The organism is Micrococcus sp. NPDC078436, assembly GCF_040702705.1.
In the GTDB taxonomy this organism is placed as follows: domain Bacteria; phylum Actinomycetota; class Actinomycetes; order Actinomycetales; family Micrococcaceae; genus Micrococcus.
This window is the reverse complement of record NZ_JBFBLX010000013.1, coordinates 23,687-45,564: the sequence shown is the minus strand read 5'-3', so window position 1 is coordinate 45,564 and position 21,878 is coordinate 23,687. Positions and strand designations below refer to the sequence as shown.

24 protein-coding genes are annotated in these 21,878 nt (G+C 71.9%); 8 read left to right on the top strand and 16 right to left on the bottom strand.

Annotation, left to right across the window (positions count from 1 at the left end):
* The first annotated feature begins 381 nt into the window (after nucleotides 1-381).
* The 3 genes from AB0302_RS08420 to AB0302_RS08410 all read left to right on the top strand — a co-directional run bounded on the left by AB0302_RS08420 (nucleotide 382) and on the right by AB0302_RS08410 (nucleotide 2,924).
* Nucleotides 382-780, top strand: a complete 399-nt coding sequence (locus AB0302_RS08420; protein WP_366371367.1) for a hotdog fold thioesterase — start codon at nucleotides 382-384, stop codon at nucleotides 778-780.
* 35 nt (nucleotides 781-815) lie between these two features.
* Nucleotides 816-2,168 carry an AMP-binding protein gene (locus AB0302_RS08415; RefSeq protein ID WP_298985285.1) on the top strand — a complete coding sequence of 451 codons (1,353 nt, stop codon included), beginning with the start codon at nucleotides 816-818 and terminating at the stop codon, nucleotides 2,166-2,168.
* A 126-nt stretch (nucleotides 2,169-2,294) separates the two neighbouring features.
* Nucleotides 2,295-2,924: a TetR/AcrR family transcriptional regulator gene (locus tag AB0302_RS08410; RefSeq protein WP_366371308.1), complete on the top strand. Its 630-nt coding sequence runs from the start codon at nucleotides 2,295-2,297 to the stop codon at nucleotides 2,922-2,924.
* Nucleotides 2,925-2,945: 21 nt separating this feature from the next.
* Here AB0302_RS08410 and AB0302_RS08405 read toward each other — a convergent pair whose 3' ends face one another.
* The 4 genes from AB0302_RS08405 to paaZ form a co-directional block, all read right to left on the bottom strand.
* Nucleotides 2,946-3,854 carry a hypothetical protein gene (locus AB0302_RS08405; protein WP_366371306.1) on the bottom strand — a complete coding sequence of 303 codons (909 nt, stop codon included), beginning with the start codon at nucleotides 3,852-3,854 and terminating at the stop codon, nucleotides 2,946-2,948.
* A gap of 84 nt (nucleotides 3,855-3,938) precedes the next feature.
* Nucleotides 3,939-4,985: a hypothetical protein gene (locus tag AB0302_RS08400; RefSeq protein WP_366371304.1), complete on the bottom strand. Its 1,047-nt coding sequence runs from the start codon at nucleotides 4,983-4,985 to the stop codon at nucleotides 3,939-3,941.
* 78 nt (nucleotides 4,986-5,063) lie between these two features.
* On the bottom strand, nucleotides 5,064-5,996 hold the full coding sequence (locus AB0302_RS08395) for a 3-hydroxyacyl-CoA dehydrogenase (protein WP_366371302.1): 933 nt from the start codon (nucleotides 5,994-5,996) through the stop codon (nucleotides 5,064-5,066).
* 91 nt (nucleotides 5,997-6,087) lie between these two features.
* A complete protein-coding gene (paaZ, locus tag AB0302_RS08390) occupies nucleotides 6,088-8,226 on the bottom strand; it encodes a phenylacetic acid degradation bifunctional protein PaaZ (RefSeq protein ID WP_366371300.1) in 2,139 nt (712 codons plus the stop codon).
* A 340-nt stretch (nucleotides 8,227-8,566) separates the two neighbouring features.
* Between paaZ and AB0302_RS08385 the strand changes: the two genes are divergently transcribed.
* The 5 genes from AB0302_RS08385 to AB0302_RS08365 all read left to right on the top strand — a co-directional run bounded on the left by AB0302_RS08385 (nucleotide 8,567) and on the right by AB0302_RS08365 (nucleotide 11,061).
* Nucleotides 8,567-9,550 (top strand): DUF559 domain-containing protein, encoded by a 984-nt coding sequence (locus AB0302_RS08385; RefSeq protein ID WP_366371298.1) that lies wholly within the window; start codon nucleotides 8,567-8,569, stop codon nucleotides 9,548-9,550.
* A gap of 197 nt (nucleotides 9,551-9,747) precedes the next feature.
* Nucleotides 9,748-10,185: an aspartate 1-decarboxylase gene (gene panD, locus AB0302_RS08380; RefSeq protein ID WP_319074396.1), complete on the top strand. Its 438-nt coding sequence runs from the start codon at nucleotides 9,748-9,750 to the stop codon at nucleotides 10,183-10,185.
* Entirely contained in the window at nucleotides 10,158-10,508 is a 351-nt protein-coding gene (locus tag AB0302_RS08375; RefSeq protein ID WP_366371365.1) for an SDR family NAD(P)-dependent oxidoreductase, read from the top strand. Before panD ends, AB0302_RS08375 begins: the two co-directional genes overlap by 28 nt.
* Nucleotides 10,509-10,517: 9 nt before the next feature.
* Nucleotides 10,518-10,817: a metalloregulator ArsR/SmtB family transcription factor gene (locus tag AB0302_RS08370; RefSeq protein ID WP_248117339.1), complete on the top strand. Its 300-nt coding sequence runs from the start codon at nucleotides 10,518-10,520 to the stop codon at nucleotides 10,815-10,817.
* Complete coding sequence (locus tag AB0302_RS08365; RefSeq protein WP_248117341.1) at nucleotides 10,804-11,061, top strand: hypothetical protein; 258 nt, start codon at nucleotides 10,804-10,806, stop codon at nucleotides 11,059-11,061. Before AB0302_RS08370 ends, AB0302_RS08365 begins: the two co-directional genes overlap by 14 nt.
* 120 nt (nucleotides 11,062-11,181) lie before the next feature.
* Here AB0302_RS08365 and AB0302_RS08360 read toward each other — a convergent pair whose 3' ends face one another.
* The 12 genes from AB0302_RS08360 to paaA all read right to left on the bottom strand — a co-directional run bounded on the left by AB0302_RS08360 (nucleotide 11,182) and on the right by paaA (nucleotide 21,822).
* Nucleotides 11,182-11,655: a polyketide cyclase gene (locus AB0302_RS08360; protein WP_366371295.1), complete on the bottom strand. Its 474-nt coding sequence runs from the start codon at nucleotides 11,653-11,655 to the stop codon at nucleotides 11,182-11,184.
* Between the two features lie 71 nt (nucleotides 11,656-11,726).
* Nucleotides 11,727-12,623: a 3-hydroxyacyl-CoA dehydrogenase family protein gene (locus AB0302_RS08355; protein WP_366371293.1), complete on the bottom strand. Its 897-nt coding sequence runs from the start codon at nucleotides 12,621-12,623 to the stop codon at nucleotides 11,727-11,729.
* Between the two features lie 8 nt (nucleotides 12,624-12,631).
* Nucleotides 12,632-13,474, bottom strand: coding sequence for an enoyl-CoA hydratase/isomerase family protein (locus AB0302_RS08350; protein WP_366371291.1), 843 nt, complete (start codon nucleotides 13,472-13,474; stop codon nucleotides 12,632-12,634).
* 2 nt (nucleotides 13,475-13,476) lie between these two features.
* Nucleotides 13,477-14,694: an acetyl-CoA C-acyltransferase gene (locus tag AB0302_RS08345; protein ID WP_366371289.1), complete on the bottom strand. Its 1,218-nt coding sequence runs from the start codon at nucleotides 14,692-14,694 to the stop codon at nucleotides 13,477-13,479.
* 129 nt (nucleotides 14,695-14,823) lie between these two features.
* A complete protein-coding gene (locus AB0302_RS08340; protein ID WP_366371287.1) occupies nucleotides 14,824-15,444 on the bottom strand; it encodes a flavin reductase family protein in 621 nt (206 codons plus the stop codon).
* A 118-nt stretch (nucleotides 15,445-15,562) separates the two neighbouring features.
* Nucleotides 15,563-16,918 carry an MFS transporter gene (locus AB0302_RS08335; RefSeq protein WP_366371285.1) on the bottom strand — a complete coding sequence of 452 codons (1,356 nt, stop codon included), beginning with the start codon at nucleotides 16,916-16,918 and terminating at the stop codon, nucleotides 15,563-15,565.
* 250 nt (nucleotides 16,919-17,168) lie between these two features.
* Complete coding sequence (locus AB0302_RS08330) at nucleotides 17,169-17,954, bottom strand: enoyl-CoA hydratase-related protein (RefSeq protein WP_366371281.1); 786 nt, start codon at nucleotides 17,952-17,954, stop codon at nucleotides 17,169-17,171.
* 49 nt (nucleotides 17,955-18,003) lie between these two features.
* On the bottom strand, nucleotides 18,004-19,173 hold the full coding sequence (paaE, locus tag AB0302_RS08325; protein WP_366371279.1) for a 1,2-phenylacetyl-CoA epoxidase subunit PaaE: 1,170 nt from the start codon (nucleotides 19,171-19,173) through the stop codon (nucleotides 18,004-18,006).
* Complete coding sequence (gene paaD / locus AB0302_RS08320) at nucleotides 19,173-19,682, bottom strand: 1,2-phenylacetyl-CoA epoxidase subunit PaaD (RefSeq protein ID WP_343282122.1); 510 nt, start codon at nucleotides 19,680-19,682, stop codon at nucleotides 19,173-19,175. The genes paaE and paaD overlap by 1 nt, the downstream gene beginning before the upstream one ends.
* On the bottom strand, nucleotides 19,679-20,512 hold the full coding sequence (gene paaC, locus AB0302_RS08315) for a 1,2-phenylacetyl-CoA epoxidase subunit PaaC (RefSeq protein WP_298985248.1): 834 nt from the start codon (nucleotides 20,510-20,512) through the stop codon (nucleotides 19,679-19,681). Before paaC ends, paaD begins: the two co-directional genes overlap by 4 nt.
* Nucleotides 20,509-20,811 (bottom strand): 1,2-phenylacetyl-CoA epoxidase subunit PaaB, encoded by a 303-nt coding sequence (gene paaB, locus AB0302_RS08310; protein ID WP_248117358.1) that lies wholly within the window; start codon nucleotides 20,809-20,811, stop codon nucleotides 20,509-20,511. Before paaB ends, paaC begins: the two co-directional genes overlap by 4 nt.
* A 3-nt stretch (nucleotides 20,812-20,814) precedes the next feature.
* Nucleotides 20,815-21,822: a 1,2-phenylacetyl-CoA epoxidase subunit PaaA gene (gene paaA, locus AB0302_RS08305; protein WP_366371276.1), complete on the bottom strand. Its 1,008-nt coding sequence runs from the start codon at nucleotides 21,820-21,822 to the stop codon at nucleotides 20,815-20,817.
* Nucleotides 21,823-21,878: the final 56 nt, after the last annotated feature.

The window sequence follows — 21,878 nt, the reverse complement described above, 5'->3', positions numbered from 1 at the left end:
GGGGTCCATTCTTCCATCGCGGACGTCGCGCGGGCTGACGCCGGGCTGCTGTTCGAGGGCCGCGGAGCAGCCGAACGGGGACCCGCCGCGGCACGTGGCGTCCGTGGAGGGCGTCGCCCGCGTGGCCCGCATGGCCCGGAGACGGAGGAGGACGGAGGACGGAGGAGCCCGGGCCCGCAGAGGGGTCGGCGTCTCCGCCGGGGGCGGACCGTCACATGCCGCCCCGGACTTGACGCAGGTCACATCGACGGAGTTACCTGGACTTACCTAATGATCGTTCAGTAATTCGCGCGGCCTCTGCTCTCGACCGACCGTGCGCCCCGACAGGGAGGTGCCCACGTGACCGAGAACGCCCGGCAGACAGCCGCCCCGCACCACCCGATGCTCGCGGGCGACCGTGTGGCGCAGTGGCTCGGCGTGACCCTCGAGGCGGCGGAGAAGGATCACGCCCGCATCCGGATGACCCTGACCGAGGACCACCACAACGGCTTCGGCATGGCTCACGGCGGTGCCGTGTTCGCGTTCGCGGACGCGTGCTTCGCCCTGACCTGCAACGATCCGCGCGGGGATGGCAGCACCATCACGGTCGCCTCCGGCGTGGACGTCAACTTCCTGGCCGGCACCCGTGCCGGGCAGACGCTGACCGCGGAAGGTCGGCTCGTGGCGAAGTCCGGCCGCTCCGGCGTCTACGACATCACGGTCACCGCCGAGGACGGCGCCGTCGTCGCCGTGTTCCGCGGCCGCTCCCGGACGATCGCGGCGCCCCAGCCCGCCGCCTGACCCGACCACCTGCCCCGCATCCCAAGGAGAACGCCATGCTCGAGGCCTCGATCCCGAATCCGTACACGCCCGCACCCGTCCCGGCTGACCCGGAGGCGCGCGGCGCCAAGGACCCGGAGGAGACGATGAGCCGCGACCAGATCGAGGCGCTCCAGACCGAGCGCCTCCGCTGGTCCCTCCACCACGCCTACGAGAACGTCCCGGCGTACACCGAGCACTTCGACGCCCACGGCGTGCACCCCTCCGACTTCACCGAGCTCGAGGACCTCAGGAAGTTCCCGTACACGGACAAGGAGTTCCTGCGGAGGAACTACCCCTTCAAGGCGTTCGCGGCGAAGGGCTCCGAGCTGCGCCGCATCCACGCCTCCTCAGGCACCACGGGCCAGCCCACCGTGGTCGGCTACACCGATGACGACCTCGCCACCTGGGCGACCCTCGTGGCCCGCTGCTTCCGGACCTCCGGCGTGCGCCCCGGGGACATCGTGCACAACGCGTACGGCTACGGCCTGTTCACGGGCGGCCTCGGCGCCCACTATGGTGCGGAGCGCATCGGCGCGGCCGTGATCCCGATGTCCGGCGGGCAGACGGAGAAGCAGGTCCAGATCATCACGGACTTCCAGCCCACGACGATCCTCTCCACCCCCACCTACCTGCTCACCATCGCCGACGGCTTCCGCAAGCTCGGCCTGGACCCGCGCAAGAGCTCACTCCAGCGCGCGATCCTGGGCGCCGAGCCGTGGACGGAGGAGATGCGCCGCGAGATCGAGCAGACCTTCGAGATCGACGCGCTGGACATCTACGGGCTCTCCGAGGTCATGGGCCCCGGCGTGGCCGGCGAGTCCGTGGAGACGAAGGACGGCTTGCACATCTGGGAGGACCACTTCCGCCCCGAGATCATCGACCCGTTCACGGACGAGGTGCTGGAGACCGGCCGCCCCGGCGAGCTCGTCTTCACCTCGCTCACCAAGCAGGCGCTGCCGATCATCCGCTACCGCACGCACGACCTCACCCGCCTGCTGCCCGGCACCTCGCACCCGGGCCACCGCCGCATGGGCCGCATCACCGGCCGCTCCGACGACATGATCATCCTGCGCGGCGTGAACCTCTTCCCCTCGCAGATCGAGGAGCTCGCCCTCCAGATTCCCACGCTCTCCCCGCACTTCACCCTCGAGATCACGCGGCCGAACCGCATGGACGAGATGGCCGTGAACATCGAGCGCCGCGTGGAGGCCACCCTGGAGGCCGCCCAGGAGGGCGCGCGCCTGCTGCAGAAGGAGATCAAGACGAAGATCGGCTCCTCGTGTGCCATCAACGTCGTGGAGCCGGACACCCTGACCCGCTCCTCCGGCAAGCTCAAGCGCGTCTACGACCTGCGCGACAAGGCCTGATCCGGCCGGAGCCCGGCCCGCGCCCGTCGGAGGCGGACGGCGGCCCGCGCCCGCCGTCGTCGTCCGTCCCCGAGCGGCGGCTACGCTGGGTCAGCCGACCCGCATGCCAGGCCCCGAGAGGACACCGTGACCGACCCCCAGCCCGACGCCGCCGTCGCCGGCCTGCCCCGCCGCGGGCGCCCCGGCTACGACCGCGAGACGCTGCTGGCGGTGTGCGTGGACGTGTTCAACCGGCACGGCTACGAGGCCACCTCCATGGGGATGCTGGCGCAGCACCTGGGCATCTCGAAGTCGGCGATCTACCACCACGTGGAGTCCAAGGAGGCCATCCTCGGGCAGGCGCTCGACGATGCCCTCGGCGCCCTGGAGACCTCGCTCGACGCCGTCCAGGCCGGTCCCGGTGCGCCCGGGGAGAAGGTGGAGGCGGCGGTGCGCGGCACCCTGCGGGTCCTCGTGGCCAGGATGCCCGAGGTCACGCTGCTGCTGCGCCTGCGCGGCAACTCGGACGTGGAGCTGGCCGCGATGGAGCGGCGGCGAGCCATCACCCGGCGGCTCGGCGAGCTCGTGGAGGCCGCTCAGGCCGAGGGGACGGTGCGCTCGGACGTGACACCGCGCAACCTCGCCCGTCTCATGCTCGGCATGATCAACTCGATCGTGGACTGGTACCGGCCGAACGGGGCCCAGCCCGGGCACAAGTCCGTGGAGGAGATGGTGGAGGCCGTCACGGGCGTGGTGCTGGGCGGCCTGCGGGGCTGACCGGCGTCCACGCCCGGGACGTCATGTGCCGTCGAGCGCGGCCTTCACGTTCCTGACGATCGAGGCGGCTCGCCTCTCGGCGTCCGCGGGGGCGTCGCCCTCGGTGGTCCCCTGGCTCACCGAGATGATCCGGCTGCCGTCCTGCACGGCCATGACGTGGCTGTAGACCGAGCCCACGGGCCGTGCGGTGTACGCAGTGCCGCCCTCCCATGCCACATCCTCCAGCTCGCGCACGCCCGTCCCGGGCAGGTCGGCCCCGGCGCAGGCCGCGGCGGCCGTGCGGGCCTGCTCCATGTCGGCGCGCGCCGCCGCCTCGTCCGGGAAGGACTCCACCCGCACGCCCATCGGCGTGACCTCCGCCTTGGGAGAGGCCGTCATGGACGGGACGGGGGAGGCGGTCGACGCCCCACCGACGGTGGCCGCCGTGGTGGGCTGGACGATGAAGTCCACCCAGGCGGCGTCCGCGTCCGCCGAGCGCTCCAAGGCGCCGCGCGTGGCGTCCAGGCAGGTGCGCTGCTCCGGGCTCCACGACGGCGCAGGCGAGGCTCCGGCGGCCGCGGTCTGCTCGATGTCCTCCGCAGCCCGGCGGAGCTCGGTCTGGCGCTCGAGCGGCGAGGCCTTGCTCAGGCCGATCTCCGCGCCGGGGCCGGCGGCCAGGAGCACGGCCTGCTTCACGGCCTTGACGTGCTCCGCGTCCAGGGCGGCGGGCATGTCCAGGGAGAGGGCGCGGGAGGAGCCTGAGGGGGTCGCGGACCCGCTCGTCGGGCCCGTGGACGCGGGGGCTGCGCCGGACGAGATGACGCCCGCGGGGGAGGAGGTCGAGGAGGCGCCGGCGTCCCCGTTCCCCGCACATCCGGCGAGGGCGAGGGCGCTCGCGGCGACGACGCCGAGCCGGGACAGGCGGCGGGCGGTGGTGCGAGGAGTCGTCATGACCGAACTGTAGGGCGACCGTGACGGGTCCCACAAGGCCGCCCGCGGAGGGACGCAGGTCGGGCGGAGGCGCGAGGCCGCGGGTCAGGCGGAGGTGCGTGCCTCCGTGGAGGCCGCCCGGCCGGGGACGTCCGCCGCCGTCGCCGTCTCCTGGGCCGGAGGCCACTCGGGAGGGAGCGCGTCGGCCACGTCGAGGAGCCGGCGGGCGGCTGCCTCCTCGAAGTCCTCTCGGGTGAGCGAGCCGGGGTCGCCCGTGTACAGGTACGCCAGCCGGCGGGAGCCCCTCGCCACGTCCAGGGACCACCAGACCTCTCCCTCCTCGAAGGCCAGCCCCGGGTGGGAGGTGGACTCGAAGGTGACGCCGTCCGCCGTGAACGGGCGTTCGTCGGCAGCGCCGAGAGCACCGGTGGCCTGGACGTCGGCACACGCGTGGAACTCCTCGTCCAGGTTCTCCACGTGCCGGCGCAGATCCGCCGCCCGGTCTGTCTCGCTCAACAGGACCGACTCCAGCACGCTGTCCTTGAAGTCCAGCCCGGCGTCGTCGGCGATCATCTCGTCCTCGAGGGTCACCTCGTATTCCCACACCGGGGTGGACAGTTCGTGGTCCGACCGCGCGCGGACGGCGGCGACGCACTCCTCCTCACCCACCACGAGGGAGGCGTCGGAAGGCAGCTCGTCGAGGTCCGCGAGGGTCATCTCCAGGCGGTCCGCGGGCGTCAGGAGATCGGCCGCGGGGAGCCCCACCGCGTCGAACGTCTCCCACAGGGCCTCCGCCCGCCGGTCGATCTCGTCGACGGTGAGGGGGAGGGCGTCGACATACGCCTGCGGATCGGTCTCGTCCAGTGGGCGCGTCGCCGCCGGGGATGTCGAGCCGTTCCCCTCGGACGCGGCGGGCGAGGACGCGCTGGAGGCGGAGCTGTCAGCCCGGGCGGAGGAGGCCGGACTCGCGGTGGCCGTCGTCTCCGTAGGCGTGGGCGGGATCGGCGTGGCGGACCCGTCGGCCGAGGTGGCTCCGGGGGAGGACGACGCGGCGGCCGGGGCGCCGTCGCCCGCGCACCCGGTGAGGGCGAGGGCGACCGCCGCGAGGGTGCAGCCGAGGGCGCGGCGGGAAGAGGGGGTCCGGAGCGTCATGGGGCGACTGTACGACGACGAGCCGCCCGGGCGCGCAGGATGCGCACCGGACGGTCCGGCGTCGTGATGAGGCGGGGATCAGCCCAGCGGCGTGTCCTTGTCGCCCAGGTTCCAGTCCTCGACCGGGCCCAGGTTCTCCCCGTCGGGGCCGTAGCGGTAGAACCCCTGGCCGTCGGCCACGCCGCTGTGGCCCTCGGCGATGCTCTTCTCGAGCAGCTCAGCGAAGCCGAGCTGCCAGTCGACGCCCGTGTTGCGGGAGACGTTGGCGGCCACGTGGAAGCCCACGATGTCATAGGTCTGGAACGGGCCGCGCTCGTTGCCGGTGGCCACGCGCCAGGTGCGGTCGATGTCCGCCGGGTTGCCCACTCCGTGCATGTACAGCTTGGAGCCGGCCTGCAGCCACGGGATGAGCAGGGAGTTGAGGAAGTAGCCCGGGATCTCCTTGCGCACGTGCACGGGGACCATGCCGGTCTCCTCGGCGAACTGCAGGGCTCCCGCGACGGCCTCCGGCGAGGTGGCGGCGGTGCCCATGACCTCGGCGGTGTTCTGCGCCCAGATGCGGTTGGCGTAGTGCAGGGCGACGAAGCGCTCCGGATGGCCGCTGGCGTCGGCGAAGTCCGAGGGCAGCAGGGAGGAGGTGTTCGTGGCGAACAGGGTCGTGGCGGGGGCGAGCTCGCCCACCTGGGCCCACACCTTGCGCTTGAGCTCCAGGTTCTCCGGGACGGCCTCGATCACGATGTCCGCATCCGCCAGGGCCTCGGCCAGGTCCGACGTCGGGGTGATGCGGGCGATGGCCTCGTCGAAGCGGGCGGCGTCGTAGCCCTCGCCCAGGTCGGCCTCGTAGCCCTGGCGGATCCACGCCCAGCGCTTGTCGAGGTTCTCGAGGGGGGCGGGGACGGCGTCGTACGCCATGACCTTCTTGCCGTGGTAGGCGGCCTGCATGATGATCTGCGAGCCCAGCACACCGGTGCCCAGCACCGTCACCTGCTCGAAACGAGTGAATTCGGACATGGGATGACCTTCTCTCTCAATGGTCCGTGGGGGACACCAGGGTGAACGAAGCATGCCGGTGGGCTTGTTCCCGTCCGATCCGTCCGACGGCTCACACCTGAGCGTCGGGAGCCTGCCCCTGCGCCATCGGCCAGGTCTTGGCGACGAGCGTCAGCACGTCGTACTGCGCGCAGAGCTCGTCGTTCTGGTTGTGCAGGCGGCAGTCCCAGGCGACCTCGCCGTACTCGTCCGTCACACGCGGGGTGATCCTCTTGGCCGTGAGGGTGACGCGGATGGCGTCGTCGTAGGTCACGGGCGTGATGAAGCGCAGGTGCTCCAGGCCGTAGTTGGCGAGCACCGGGCCCGGATCCGGGGCCACGAAGAGGCCGGCGGCCCAGGAGACCAGCAGGTAGCCGTGGGCCACGCGGCGTGGGAAGAACGGGTTGGCCATGGCGGCCTCCTCGTCCGTGTGCGCGTAGAACTTGTCCCCGGTCTTCTCAGCGAACTCCGTGATCTCCTCGAGGGTCACGGTGCGCAGGCCGGAGGCGAACTGGTCGCCGACCTTCAGCTCCTCGAGCGACTTGTAGAACGGGTGCTTCTTGGCACCGGACTCCACGTCCTCGCGGGTGGCGGTGTCCGCCGCGGCACCCGGGTGCCACACGCCCGTGATGGCGGTGAGGATGTCCGGGGAGCCCTGGATCGCGGTGCGCTGCATGTAGTGCTTGACGGCGCGGATCCCGCCGAGCTCCTCGCCGCCGCCGGCGCGGCCCGGGCCGCCGTGCACGAGCACGGGCACGGGGGCGCCGTGGCCCGTGGTGGTCTTGGCGGTCTGGCGGTTGAGGAAGTGCACGCGGCCGTGGTGCGCGCCGATCCCGGCGGCGAACGCGCGGGCGGTCTCGCCGTCGTTCGTGGCCACGGTGGCCACGAGCGAGCCGCAGCCCATCGCGGCCAGCTCGACGGCGTCGTCGACGTCGGCGTAGCCCAGCACCGAGGCGACCGGGCCGAACGCCTCGACGCTGTGCACCTCGGGGGTGCGGGCGTCGGCGAAGGAGAGCACGGTGGGGGCGAAGAACGCGCCGGCCTCGGCGTCCGCGGTGCCCGTGTCCCCGTCAGGACCGCCGAGGCGGACCTGGCCGCCGGCGTCGACGAGGCGCTGCACGGCCTTGCGGACCTCGGACTGCTGCTCCTTGGAGGCGAGCGCGCCCATGGTGGTGCCCTCGCTGCGGGGATCGCCGAGGACCACCTTCGCGGAGAGGCGCTCGGTGAGGGCGGCGGTGACGGCCTCGGCCATGGCGGCGGGGACGATCACGCGGCGGACGGCCGTGCACTTCTGACCCGCCTTGACCGTCATCTCCTGGAAGACCACCTTGACGAACGCCTCGAACTCCGGGGTGTCCGGGGTGGCGTCCGGTCCGAGGATGGCCGCGTTGAGGGAGTCGGTCTCGCCGGTGAAGCGCACGCCGCCGTCGATCACGTTGGGGTGCTTGCGCAGGGTCTGGGCGGTGTGGGCGGAGCCGGTGAAGGCCACGTGGTCGCGGTAGTCGAGGTGGTCCAGGAGGTCCCGAGCCGAGCCGGCGATGAGCTGGATGGAGCCCTCGGGGAGGATGCCGGAGTCCACCATGAGCTCCACGCACTTCTGCGTGACGTAGGCCGTGGGGGTGGCCGGCTTCACGATCGTGGGGACGCCGGCCACGAAGGCGGGGGCGAACTTCTCGAGCATGCCCCACACCGGGAAGTTGAACGCGTTGATCTGCACCGCGACGCCGGGCACGCGCTGGTAGACGTGTTCGCCGATGAACGAGCCGTCCTTGGAGAGCGGCTCGACGTCGCCGTCGATGATCACGTTGGCGTTCGGAAGCTCGCGGCGGCCCTTGCCGGAGAAGGTGAAGAGCGTGCCGATGCCGCCGTCGACGTCGAAGGCGTGGTCGCGCTGCGTGGAGCCCGTCGCGAAGGAGAGGTCGTAGAGCTCCTGGATGCGGGAGTTCAGGTAGAGCGCGAGCTCCTTGAGCTTGAGGGCGCGCTCGTGGATGGTCAGCTCGCCGAGGTTCTTCTGGCCGACGGAGCGGGCGTAGTCGATGGCCGCCGCGGTGTCGAGGCCCTCGGTGGAGACGTCCGTGAGGTGCTCGCCGGTGTTGGCGTCCGCGACGGGCGTGACCGTGGAGGGGTTCTCCGGGGTCCACCAGGCGCCGCGGACGTAGCTGGGCAGGATCTGGGGGAGGGCGGGGGCGGAGGACGGTGCGGTGACGGTCACGTGGGTCTCCTGACGTCGAGGGCGCGGATGGGTCCCGACCGATCGGTCGGTTATTGGGCCCGAGCCTAGCCGAGACGCGCGTCACGCGGGAGGGGGCGGGGGCGCCGTCGTCGTCGTGATGCGGTCGTCGTCGTGACGCGGTGCCGGCGCGGGCGGTTGCCACCCGGGGCGCCGTCGCCGCCCGGGCCGTCGCCGCCCATGCGCCAAGGCAGGCACACGCGCCGCTACGCATATTCGTAGCGGCGCGTGTGCCTGCCTCGCTGAGGGGTGGGTGCGGGCGTTCTCCACAGATCTGCCGTCCCGACGACGACGGGCCCCCTCCGTCGGGCACGCTCAGGGCATGCCCCGCGCCCCCGCCCCGCTGCCGCCCATGCGATGCGGCTTGAGCGACGAAGAGCGCAATCCCACGGTGTTCTCCACTCCGGCGGCGCAGGAGGCGGGGGTGTCGGCCAGCCGCCTGCGGCGCGGCGACCTCGTCTCGCTCGGGTACGGACTGTGGCGGCTGCGCGAGGTGGAGCCTGCGCAGCTGGATCTGCTGCGCGCCCTGCAGGACCTCCACCCGGAGGGGGTGTTCACCCATGCGACGGCGGCGAGGGTGCTCGGGCTGTGGCTGACCGGGCGGCTGGAGGCTGGCGCTGTCATCCATCTTGCGGAGCCCCGGCATCACGGCGGGGGCACGCAGCGCCCGGGCCTGCGGTGCCATCGGCTCCCGCCGGACGCGCCGGTGCGGGTCGTCGACGGCGTCCGCGTGACCACCTCCCCGTGGACGTTCGTGGACCTCGCGAAGGGTGGAGCGCAGCTGGACGCCCTCGTCGCGCTGGGGGACAGCATCGTGAGGGTGGCTCACTCGGAACGCCGCCGTCGTGAGCTGCCGCCGGGCGTGGGCACGCTGGTGGAGCTGAGGGAGGGCGTGGCGAGTCGGCCGCGAGTCAAGGGCATCCGCGCGGCGCGCGAGGCGCTCGACCTCGTCCGCTCGGGATCCGGCTCGCCCCAGGAGAGCCGCCTCCGGGTGGCCATCGTCCTGGCCGGCGTCGACGAGCCTGAGGTGAATCCGCGCATCGTCCTGTCCACGGGGCAGTGGCTGCGCGTGGACCTGGCCTGGCTCGATGCGAAGGTGATCGTGGAGTACGACGGCGACCAGCACCGCACGGATCAGCGTCAGTGGCGGGAGGACGTCGAGAGGGACGCCAACCTGAGGGCGGACGGGTGGGAGGTGATCCGCGTGACGGCGGACGTCTTCCGGCCAGCGCATCTGGAGACGTTCCTGTGGCAGCTGCGGGAACACCTCGCCCGGCGATCGCCCGTGGGAGAGGACGCGCGGTGACCACATCCCGGGAGGCAGTCGTACACGCCGCTACCGAATCACGTAGCGGCGTGTACGACTGCCTCCGCGCTTCGCCCCACCGCCCCACCGGCCCACCGCCCCGTCCGGACGACTCATCGGCCGCCGCGCAGACCCCGCGTAGACTCGTCCCCGTCCCTGGGACACACCCCGCCCCCACCTGGAGAGCTCCTCACCGCATGCTGCGCACCATGTTCCACGCCAAGATCCACCGGGCCACCGTGACCCAGGCGGACCTGCACTACGTGGGCTCCGTGACCGTGGACCAGGACCTCCTGGACGCGGCCCAGATCCTGCCGGGCGAGCTCGTGAGCATCGTGGACGTCACCAACGGCGCCCGCCTCGAGACCTACACGATCGCGGGCGAGCGCGGCTCCGGCGTCATCGGCATCAACGGCGCCGCCGCCCACCTCGTGCACCCCGGAGACATCGTGATCCTCATGGCCTACGCGCAGATGGACGACGCCGAGGCGCGCTCCTTCACCCCGCGTGTCGTCCACGTGGACGCGGAGAACCGCATCAAGCACCTCGGGGAGGATCCCGCGGAGGCGCTGCTCGACGGCGTCGCGCGTCCCCCGCTCTCCCGTGGCTGGGACGAGGCACAGGCCGAACTCTGACGCTCCCCGCTGGTTCGCTCGAGGCGACCGCCCGCCGCGCCGGCGTCGACCCCCGGTTCACCGCCCACCCGCGGGACATCACGGACCACGACGGCATCGGTCGCCGCCCGGAGGAGGTCGTCGCGGCGCACGGCCGGGTGGACGGCCTGCTCGACGTCGGCGGCATCATCCAGCAGTTCGTCAGGGACCAGGGCCTCGACGAGCAGGGGATGCGCCGCGCCGCCGAGGTGAACCTGTGGGGCGCGGTGAACACGTGCCACGCGTTCACCCCGCTCGTGCTCGACCGCCCCGACGTGTGGACACCTGCAAACATGTGCATGTAAGATCGGCACGTGAACCCCGACATCACCCAGACCGCCGAGCTCTTCAAGGTCCTCGCCTCCCCGGTGCGCATCACCGCGTTGCTGCGGATGGCGGAGCAGCCGACGAGCGTCTCCGGCCTGGCCGACCACGCGGGGGTCACGCACACCCTGATGTCCCAGCATCTGCGGGTGCTGCGGATGAGCGGTCTCGTCCGATCCGACCTCCATGGCAAGACCCGGATGTACTCGCTCACCGATGACCACGTGTCGCACATCCTGCGGGACGCCGTCCAGCATGCAGCCGAGGAGGCCCACCATGACGAGCACTGACCACACCACCCACGTCATCCACCCCGAGCACGACCACGCGCACGGCCCGGACTGCGGCCACGAGGCCGTCGAGCACGGCGACCACGTGGACTACAAGCACGACGGCCACCTGCACCACGTGCACGGCGACCACGTCGAGGAGTGCGACACCTGCGCGTGCGGCTCCTGCGGCCAGGGTTGCGCCTGCGCGACGTGTGAGTGCACGGACTGCTCCTGCGGCACCTGTGAGCACGCCGCAGCCTGAGCGAGTCCACGACGACACGACGGCCCCCACCGGATGGTGGGGGCCGTCGTGCTGTGCGACGCCGCGCCGGGCGTGCTGCGTCGGCGGGTTCGCGCGGGAGCGTCGGGTGCAGCGCCGCGCTCAGCCCGCGGGCAGGCGCGTCGCCCCCAGGGCGCGGCGGCCAGCCCGCATCGCCACGGCGTGGCTCGCGCGCATCGCGGCCCTCGCCCCCGGGATCAGGACGACGGCGCGCATCCACGTGGGAGCCAGCACGACATCCTGGGTCCAGTGCACGGTGCAACGCCCGTCGGAGGCGGGGGCGGGGGCGGTGCCGTCGTCCGCGGGCCGGGACGGGGCGTGGGCACCGGGTTCCTCCGGACGGACCTCCGCCCGGACGGTGCCCACGAGGTCCCCCTCGACGCGGGCGACGAGGACGCCGCGCTCGCGGTCGTCCACCACGCGCTCCATGGTCAGGCCCACGGGGACGAAGCCGCGCAGGCGGATGGCCGCCCGCTCGCCGATCGCGCCGGGCGGGACGCCGTCGTCGATCCGGCGGGCCCGCGGGATCGCGGGCCACCACGAGGAGTAGCCCACCGGCTCGCCGAGGAGGTCCATGACCGCGTCGGCGGGCAGGGGGACCGCCCAGCGGTGCTCGAAGCGGAACGGGCGGTCGGCGCGCCGGATGCTCAGGCCTGTCCCTCGTAGTCGAAGAAGCCCTTGCCGGACTTCCGGCCGAGCTCGCCGCGGGCCACCATGTCCCGCATGAGCCGCGGCGGGGCGAAGCGCTCGCCGAGCTGGGACTCGAGGTACTCGGCGATTCCGAGGCGCACGTCCAGGCCCACGATGTCCGTCAGCGCGAGCGGGCCGACGGGGAACTTGTAGCCGAGCACCATGGCGGCGTCGATGTCCTCGGGGGAGGCCACGCCCTCCTCGACCATGCGGATGGCCTCGAGCGCGATGGCCACGCCGAGGCGCGACGACGCGAAGCCGGGCGCGTCCTTCACCACGACCGGGGTCTTGCCCAGGCCGCGCACCCACGCGGTGGAGAGGGCCGTGAGCTCCTCGCCGGTCTGCTCGCCGATGACGACCTCCACGAGCTTCGAGGCCGGAACCGGGTTGAAGTAGTGCAGGCCGCAGAAGCGCTCGGGGCGCTGCAGGTGGCGGGCGATCTCGTCCACGGACAGCGAGGAGGTGTTCGTGGCGAGCCACGCGTCCTCGGCCAGGTGCTTCTCGACGTCGGTGAGGGCGTCGATCTTGACCTGCATGTCCTCGAAGACGGCCTCCACCACGAGCCCGCAGCGGGCGAAGTCGGCGCGGTCCAGGGAGATCGTGAGGCGCTCGGCCCACACGTCCAGGTTGCCGTCCAGCTGGCCGCGCTCGAGGGACTTCGCGAGGTCCGCCTCGATCCGCTCCTTGGCGGCCTCGGCCGACTGCGCGTCGCGCTCCACCACGATCACCTCGGTGGCACCGGAGGTGAGGAAGGCGTGAGCGATGCCGCCGCCCATGCGGCCGCCGCCGAGGATGCCGACGACGCCGGGCACGGACGCGCGGGAGGTGTCAGGGGTGTTCTGGGTCTCGGTCATGGAAGTCCTCACTTCTTCTTGCGGTCCAGGAACGCCTGCATGCGCTCGAACTTGGCCTCGGACTCGAACAGGATGGCCTGCGCGATCTCGTCCACGTGGGGGTGGGCCTCGCGGGGCAGGTGGAACACGCGCTTGGACAGGCGCACCGCCAGGGGGTCGTGCTGCGCGATGCGGTCCGCCAGGGCGTGGGCGGCGTCCTCCAGGTGGTCCGGCTCGTGCAGCTCGGTGACGAGCGTGAGGTCCAGGGCCTCCTGGGCGTCCAGGATGCGGCCGGCCAGCAGCAGCTCGAGGGCCACCGGCTCGCCGACGAGCTCCTTGAGGCGCCACTGCGCGCCCGCGGCAGCCGTGATGCCGAGGCCGGTCTCCGGCTGGCCCATCTTCAGGGAGGGCGTGGCGATGCGGAAGTCCGCCGCGTACGCGAGCTCGGCGCCGCCGCCCAGGGCGAAGCCGTCGATCGCGGCGATGACGGGCATCGGCAGGCGGTGGATGCGGTCGAACACCTGCGAGTTCACGCCGCGCAGGGCGTCGTCGCGGCGCCGCGCGCGCAGCTGGCCGATGTCCGCGCCGGACGCGAAGATGCCCGAGAACGTGCCGGGGGCCTTCTTCGACTCCACCTGCGTGCCTGAGATGATGAGGATCTTGGGGTTCTGCTCGAGGTGTGCGCACACCGCGTGGAACTCGTCCACCATGGTCGCGTCGATCGCGTTGCGCACCGCCGGGCGGTCCATGCGCGCGTGGAGCCGGTCCTCGCGCTCCTCGATCCGCAGGGCGGTGAAGTCCGCCGCGTCCAGGCGCGGGCCGACGACGTCGGGATCCGCTTCGGCCTGAGGGGTCTCGCGGGTCTCGGCCATGCTCACACCTTCTCCACGAGCATCGCGGAGCCCTGGCCCACGCCCACGCACATCGTGGCCAGGCCCCTGTCCGCGCCCTCGCGCTCCATCCGACCGAGCAGCGTGACCACGAGGCGCGACCCCGAGGAGCCCAGCGGATGGCCCAGGGCGATCGCGCCGCCGTCGGCGTTGACGGTCTCCGGGTCCAGGCCGAGGCGACGCATCGAGGCCAGGGACTGGGTGGCGAAGGCCTCGTTGAGCTCGACGGCGCCCAGATCCGCCACGGACCAGCCGGAGCGCTCGAGGGCCTTCTCGGTGGCCGGGACGGGGCCCAGGCCCATGATCTCGGGAGCCAGGCCCGCCGAGGTGGACTCCACGACGCGCGCGCGGGCCTTCAGACCGTGCTTCTGCGCAGCGGCCTCGGAGACGACGAGGATCGCGGAGGCGCCGTCGTTCAAGGAGGAGGAGTTGCCGGCGGTGACCACGCCGTCCTTCTTGATGATCGGGCGCAGGCCGGCGAGCACCTCGGGGGTGGAGCCGGGGCGGGGGCCCTCGTCCGTGTCCACGATCGTCTCGGCGCCCTTGCGGCCCTTCACCGTCACGGGGACGATCTCGGGCGCCAGGCGGCCGGCCTCGATCGCGGCGAGCGCCTTCTCGTGGGACCGGGCGGCGAAGGCGTCCGCGTCCTCGCGGGTGATGCCGTCCACCTCGGCGACCTCCTCGGCGGTCTCCGGCATGGAGAACACGAACTTGTCCCCGAACTCGCCTGAGGCGAAGCGCGGGTTCACGAAGCGCCAGCCGATCGAGGTATCGAACGCCGCGCCGGGCTTGGCGAACGCGGTGGTCGGCTTCTCCATGACCCAGGGGGCTCGGGACATGGACTCCACGCCGCCGGCCACGACGACGTCGGCCATGCCGGAGCGCACCATGGCGGTGGCGATGCCGATGGCGGACATGCCTGAGGCGCAGAGGCGGTTCACGGTGATGCCCGGGACGTTGTCCGGGAAGCCGGCCAGCAGCCAGGCCATGCGGGCGACGTTGCGGTTCTCCTCGCCGGCGCCGTTGGCGTTGCCGAGGATGACATCGTCCACCGCCGACGGGTCGATGCCGGCGTCCTCGATCACGGCCTTGATGGTCAGGGCGGCGAGGTCGTCGGGGCGGACGGAGGAGAGGGCGCCGCCGTAGCGGCCGACCGGGGTGCGGCGACCTCCGACGAGCAGGGCCTGGGAAGGGGTGGACATGCGGGGTCTCCTTGCGTTGCGGGCGTGCACGTCGACGGATGGCGGCGACGCGGCGCGCCGAATTACCGACCGTGCGTTCAGGATTCAGTATCCCGGCCCGGTGTGACGGGGGTCAACCGGGGGGCGTCGTCAGCTGGCCTGGGGCCGTTGCAGGAAGAAGACCTCGCCGAGGGAGCCCCACTCGTCCCGGCCGAGCCGGGTCACGGGGTCGAGGAGGTGGGCGTCGGGGAGCCGATGCCCGTGCTCGTCCTCCACGAGGACGTCTTCGGCGACGGCCACGTGGACCACGCGGCCGAACACGGTGAAGCCGTCGCCGGCCGGGACGACCTGCTCCCGCACGCACTCGAACACCCCCGGCGCGCCGGCCACGCGCGGCGGCGCGACGGCGGCGCTGGGCTCCTTCTCCAGTCCGATCACGGCGAACTCGTCCACCTCAGGGTCGTAGGGCGCCGAGGTCCCGTTGGCCGCCTCGGCCTGGGCGCGGCTGACGAGCGAGACGGTGAACTCGCCCGTGGCGTCGATGTTGGCCAGCGTGTCCTTGCGGCCGGTGGAGGCGAACACGAGGATCGGCGGGACGTTGGAGACCATCGTGAAGAAGGAGTGGGGCGCGAGGTTGTCCACACCGTCCGCGGAGCGGGTGCCCACCCAGGCGATGGGCCGGGGGATCAGCAGGGACTTCGTGAGGCGTGGGATGCCCGCCGGAGCCATCTCGGCGATGGGGAACTCGGCACGGGGTCGGGGCGTCGTCATGCCCCCAGTATCGTCCTCGCGCCCGCCTTCCCGGCCCCGGGCGCGACGGCGCCCCCTCCCGCGAAGGAGGAGGCGCCGTCGTCGTGCGTGGCGGGCGAAGCCCGTCAGCGGAGGCTGATCAGGCGGGGACCACGGGGGTGGAGCGGGTGGCCAGCACGGCCTCGTCGTGCAGCTCGCGGTCCTGGATGCCCTTGGGCACCAGGAGGACGGCGATCAGGGAGATCGCGGAGATGCCCACGATGTACCAGGCGACGTACTCCCAGCCGTTCTTGACGAGGAGATCGGCGATCAGCGGGGCGAAGGCGCCGCCGATGATGGTGCCGAGGGCGTATCCGATGGAGACGCCGGAGAAGCGGACGCGAGCCGGGAACATCTCGGCGTACATGGCGGACTGCGGGCCGTAGGAGGGGCCGAGGCCCATCGTCAGCACGAAGAGCGCCAGGGCGAAGAGCGGCAGGGAGGCCGTGTTCAGCAGGCTGAACATAGGGAACGCCCAGGCGATCAGGATGGCGTAGCCGATGACGAAGGTGGTCTTGCGGCCGATCTTGTCGGAGATCCAGCCGCCGAACAGGGTGAAGATGAACCAGCCGAGGCCGCCCACGAGGCTCGCGGTCAGCACCTCGGCGGAGGTCATGCCGAGGCCCTTGGGGCCGCCGTACTTGGAGAACCAGGCGATCAGCAGGTAGCCCACGCCGTTGTTGGCCGCGAAGATCACGGCAGCGAGGAGGACCTCCTTGGTGTGGCCGCGGAACAGTTCGCCCAGGGGGGCGGACTCCTTGGCCTTGAGCTGCTGCATCTCCTTGAAGACCGGGGACTCCTCCACGGCCTTGCGGATGAAGTAGCCGACCACGATCAGGATGATCGAGATCAGGAAGGGGATGCGCCAGCCCCAGGTGAGGAAGGCCTCCTCGGTCATGTTGGAGCGCACCAAGAAGAGCACGCCGGTCGCCAGGATCATGCCGAGCGGCACGCCGACCTGGGGGGCCGCGCCGAAGAGGCCGCGCTTGCCCTTGGGGGCGTGCTCGACGGCCAGGAGGGCCGCGCCGCCCCACTCGCCGCCGGCGGAGAAGCCCTGGAGGAGGCGGAGCAGCACGAGAAGGATGGGGGCCCACACGCCGATCTGGGCGTAGGTGGGCAGGAGGCCGATGAGCGTGGTGGCCACGCCCATGCCGATCAGGGTGAAGGACAGGACGATCTTGCGACCGAACTTGTCGCCGAGGTGGCCCGCGATGATGGCGCCGAGGGGGCGCACGAGGAACGAGATGCCGAGGGTGACCCAGGCGGCGATCTGCGAGCCGGTCGAGCCCATCGGGGCGAAGAACAGGGCGGCGAAGACCAGTGCGGTGGCCTGGGCGAAGATGAAGAAGTCGTACCACTCGATGGTGGTGCCGACGAGGGTGCCGGCGAGGACCTTGCGCTCCTCGCGGGGGTCGCGGGCGGCCGGGGCGGCTGGGGAGGCGACGGTATGGCTCATGGGTGCTCCTGGGGTGAGGGGCTGCGGCCTGCGGTGCGAGACGGCGAGAGACGCATGTGACCGACCGCTCGGTCGGGAAGTGACACGGGTCACCGTATACGATGTGGTGTGACTCGCGCCACGCCCTCGAGGGGTGTCGTGATTGTGACGTCCCCCACGGTCCGCTCGACGGCGCCACCCGCCCCCTCTCGCGGAGGGGCGGACGGCGTCGTGGTCTGGGTGTCGCGGGGGCCTGTGGAGGACGGAGGGCTCAGCCGCGGCCGGTGAACTCCGGCCTGCGCTTCTCCTGGAAGGCCTTGAAGCCCTCCGCGTAGTCGGCGGTGCCGCACAGGTCGCCCTGCGCCACGTTCTCCGCGTCGAGGGACTCCCACAGGCCGACGCGCTCGTCGCGGATCTGGCGGACCAGCTCCTTCGACGCGCGGAAGGCCAGCGTCGCGCCGGAGGCCACCTGGGCGGCCTTGGCACGGGTGAACTCCAGCAGCTCCTCGGCCGGGACCGCGCGGGAGAACAGGCCCGCCTGCACGGCCTCGGCCCCCGAGATCAGCTCGGCGGTGTAGATGAGGTCGAGCGTGCGGTGCGCGCCCAGGCGCTCGGTGAACAGCCAGTGGCCACCCGAGTCCAGGGTGGCGCCGAGGTTGGCGAACGGCGAGCCGATCTTGGCGTTCTCGGCCACGTAGACCACGTCGGTGGCGATCGCGAGGCCGAGTCCCACGCCGAGGCACGCGCCCTGCACGGCCGCGAACGTCGGCACCGGGATCTCCGACATCGTCCGCAGCACGGGGGTGACCCTGTCCCGCAGGTACGCGGTGGCGTCGTCGTCGGCGGGCGTGACGTGGGAGATGTCCCGGCCCGCACAGAACCCGCGCCCCTCGCCGCGCAGCAGCACGGCGCGGACCTCGCCGGTCTCGACGCCGGCCGCGGCCTCCGCATAGGCCTCGCCGAGCTCGGCCAGGGCGGCCTCGTCGAGGGCGTTCATCTTCTGGGGCGCGTCGAGGACGATCTCGGCGACGCCGTCGGCGATGCTCAGCTGGATCACGGGGGCTCCTTCGGGCGGCTCGGTCTGGCTCAGGCGGGGCGGGCGCGGATCAGGCGTCGAAGTCGACGGTGATGGCGTCGCCGGTGGGGCGGGTCTGGCACGTGAGGACGTAGCCGGCGTCGACCTCGTCCTTCTCGAGGGCGTAGTTCTCGCCCATCTCGTACGTGCCGTCGGTGACCTTGGCGCGGCAGGTGCCGCACACGCCGCCGGCGCACGCGAACGGGACGTCCGAGCGCACGCGCAGGGCGGCGTTCAGGATGGTCTCGTGCGCGGACGCGGGGGAGTCGACCTTGGCGGTGAGGCCGTCGAGGTTGAACTCGATGGTGACGTTCTTGCCCGAGGGGTCCACCTCGACCACGCGGCCGGACTGGCCCTGCGGGTTCTCCGGCTTGCCGGTGGTGAACAGCTCGAAGCGGATGTCGTCCTCGGACACGCCGCGCTTCGCGAGCGTGTCGCGCATGAGCTGCACGAGCTCGAACGGCCCGCAGAGGAACCACTCGTCGGTGCCGTCCACGTCGATCACCTGGTTGAGCAGGGTCTCGAGCTTCTCGGCGTCGATGCGGCCGGAGAGCAGCGGGGAGACGCGCTGCTCGCGGGAGAGCACGTGGTGCACGGAGAAGCGGGCGGGGTACTTGTCCTTGAGGTCGCCGAGCTCCTCGGCGAACATCACGTCCATGGCCGAGCGGTTCGCGTAGACCAGGTCGAAGCGCGAGGTCTCCGATGCGGCCAGCACGGCCTTCGCGATCGCCATGATGGGCGTGATGCCCGAGCCCGCGGCGAACGCCACGAGGTGGGCATTGCCCTTCTTGGCCACCTGCTCCGCGGCCACCTTCTCGGCGTCGTTGAGCGAGGTGATGTGCGAGCGCGAGGTGAACGCGCCCTGCGGGTTCATCACGTCGATCTTCTCGCCCACCTGCAGCTGCTCGTTCGCCCAGGTGGAGAACCGGCCGCCGAAGTCCTTCTTCACGGCCACGCGGATCTCGCCGCGCGTCGGGACGGCGCAGATGGAGTACGAGCGGCGGACCTCCTGCCCCTCCAGCTCCTTGCGCAGGGCGACGTACTGGCCCGGCACGTAGTCGTAGTCGTCCGCGAGCTCCTCGGGCACCGTGAAGGTGACCTCCACGGAGTCCTCGGTGAGCCTGCGCAGCTCGGTCACCTCGAGGGTGTTGAAGGCGGCGCGGCGCTTGCCGGCGGCGGGGGCGGCGGTGGTCTCGGTCATCAGTGCACCTTGAAGTAGTCGAAGGGCTCGAGGCACTCGTTGCAGGTGTACAGCGCCTTGCACGAGGTGGAGCCGAAGCGGGTGATCTCGCGGGTGTTCAGGGAGTGGCAGCGGGGGCACTTGACGGTCAGCCCGATCCGCACGGGGCCGCCGTCGGCGCGCGCCGACGGCGGGGCGATCCCGTACTCGTTGAGCTTGGCCTTGCCCTCGTCCGTCATCCAGTCCGTGGTCCACGCCGGCTGGAGGACCAGCCGCACCTCCGCGTCCGCGAACCCGGCGCGGGTGAGCGCGCGGGTCACGTCCGTGGAGATGGTCTCCATCGCGGGGCAGCCGGAGTACGTGGGGGTGATGACGACGACGGCCTTCTCGCCCTCCGCGTGCGCGTCCCGGAGGATCCCCAGGTCCGCGATGGACAGCACGGGGATCTCCGGGTCGTGCACGGTGGAGGCCGCGTCCCAGACCCGCGCGTCGGCGGGGTCGGCGGGGCGCAGCTCGCTGGCGGTGGTCACCAGGTGGCCCCCGGGTGACGGCGGGCCAGGGACTGCATCTCGGCCAGGATGTAGCCGCGGTGCTCGCTCATCTCACCGGAGCGGTCGCCGCCGCGGGCGGTGCCCGTCGCGGGGACCTGCAGGCCGGCCGCCGTGATGGCGGACGTCAGGCGGGACATCGTCGGCTCCTCGAGGGAGGAGGGGAGCACCGCGACGCCCTCCTCCGCGAGCGAGCGGGTGAGGTCGTCGTCGTGGAAGAGCTCGGGCACGTAGGGCCACAGCTCGTCCAGGCCGCGCTGCATGCGGCGCGCCGACTCCTCGGTGCCGAGGCCCAGGCGGTTGAGCCACTCGGCGGCGTGGTCCTGGTGGTACAGGACCTCCTTGAGCGCCTTGTCCGCGATGGCGGCCAGGGTGGCGTCCGTGGACTCCTTCAGGCGCGAGTAGAGCTCGTACGCGTAGAAGGAGAAGTACAGCTGACGCGCGATGGTCTTGGCGAAGTCGCCGTTCTCGGCCTCCACGAGGCGGACGGAGCGGAACTCCTCCTCGTCGCGGAAGTAGGCCAGGTCGTCCTCGCTCTTCCCCCACGCCGTGCCGGCGTAGGAGAGGAGGAAGCGGGCATGGCCGACGAGGTCCAGGGCGATGTTGCCGAGGGCGATGTCCTCCTCGAGCTCCGGGGCGCGGGAGATCCACCAGGAGAGGCGCTGGCCGAGCATGAGCGAGTCGTCGCCCAGGTACACGGCGTAGCGGGCCACCTCGTCCGAGGCCTTCTGCTCACCGGAGGAGATCTCCTCCGCGGTGATGGCGACGCCGGCGGAGTGCTTCGTGGCGGAGTCGTTGGTCGCGAAGCTCACAGGTGGGGCACCCCCTCGGACTTCTGGTAGTAGGTGGCGTGGCGGTAGGACTTGCCCTGGGCGGACTCGAAGAAGCCGCCCTTGGAGTCCGGGTCCGAGGCCGCGATCGCGTCCGCGGGGACGACCCACACGGAGGTGCCCTCGTTGCGGCGCGTGTAGAGGTCACGGCCGTTGCGCAGCGCCATGGTGGCGTCCGGGGCGTGCAGCGAGCCCGCGTGCACGTGGGAGAGGCCGCGGTTCGCGCGGACGAAGACCTCCCAGAGGGGCCACTCGTTCGAGGCGGAGGTGTTCTCGGTCATGGATCAGGCTCCGATCAGCTGGGTGTCGGCCGCGGCGTGCTGCTCGGCCTGGCGGCGGGCGTAGGCGGCGGCGGCCTCGCGGACCCAGGCGCCGTCCTCGTGGGCCTGGATGCGGCGGGCCAGGCGCTGGGTGTTCATGGGGCCGTTGCCCTGGATCACGGCGTTGAACTCCTCCCAGTCCAGCTGGCCGTAGTCGTAGTGGCCGCGCTCCTCGTTCCACTTCAGGTCCGGGTCCGGCAGGGTCAGGCCGAGGGCCTCGGCCTGCGGGACGATCATGTCCACGAAGCGCTGGCGCAGGTCGTCGTTGGAGAAGCGCTTGACCTTCCACGCCATCGACTGCTGGGAGTTCGGGGAGTCGGCGTCCGGCGGGCCGAACATCTGCAGGGCAGGGCCGTAGGTGCGGTCCACCGCGTCCTGAGCCATCTGCTTCTGCTCCGGGGTGCCGTTCGAGAGCTCGAAGAGGATCTCCCAGCCCTGGCGCTGGTGGAAGGACTCCTCCTTGCAGATGCGCACCATCGCGCGGCCGTACGGGCCGTAGGAGGCGCGGCACAGCGGCACCTGGTTGCAGATCGCGGCGCCGTCCACGAGCCAGCCGATCGCGCCCATGTCCGCCCACGTGCGGGCCGGGTAGTTGAAGATCGAGGAGTACTTGGCGCGGCCGGTGATCAGCTGCTGGTTGAGCACGTCGCGCGGGGTGCCGAGGGTCTCGGCGGCCGAGTACAGGTACAGGCCGTGGCCGGCCTCGTCCTGCACCTTGGCCATGAGGATGGCCTTGCGCTTGAGCGAGGGGGCGCGCGTGATCCAGTTGGCCTCGGGCTGCATGCCGATGATCTCGGAGTGCGCGTGCTGGGAGACCTGGCGGGTCAGGGACTTGCGGTAGGCCTCGGGCATCCAGTCGCGGGGCTCGATGCGCGAGTCCTCCGCGATCAGGCGATCGAAGTTCTCCTGGCCGGCCGCATCCTCGGGGGACGGGACGGAGGCCAGGGGGGTGGTCGAGCTGGTCTGCGTCATGGGGTTCACCTCACGTGAGAGTGCGGGCTGATGGTCCGTGCCCGGGGTCCGCGCGC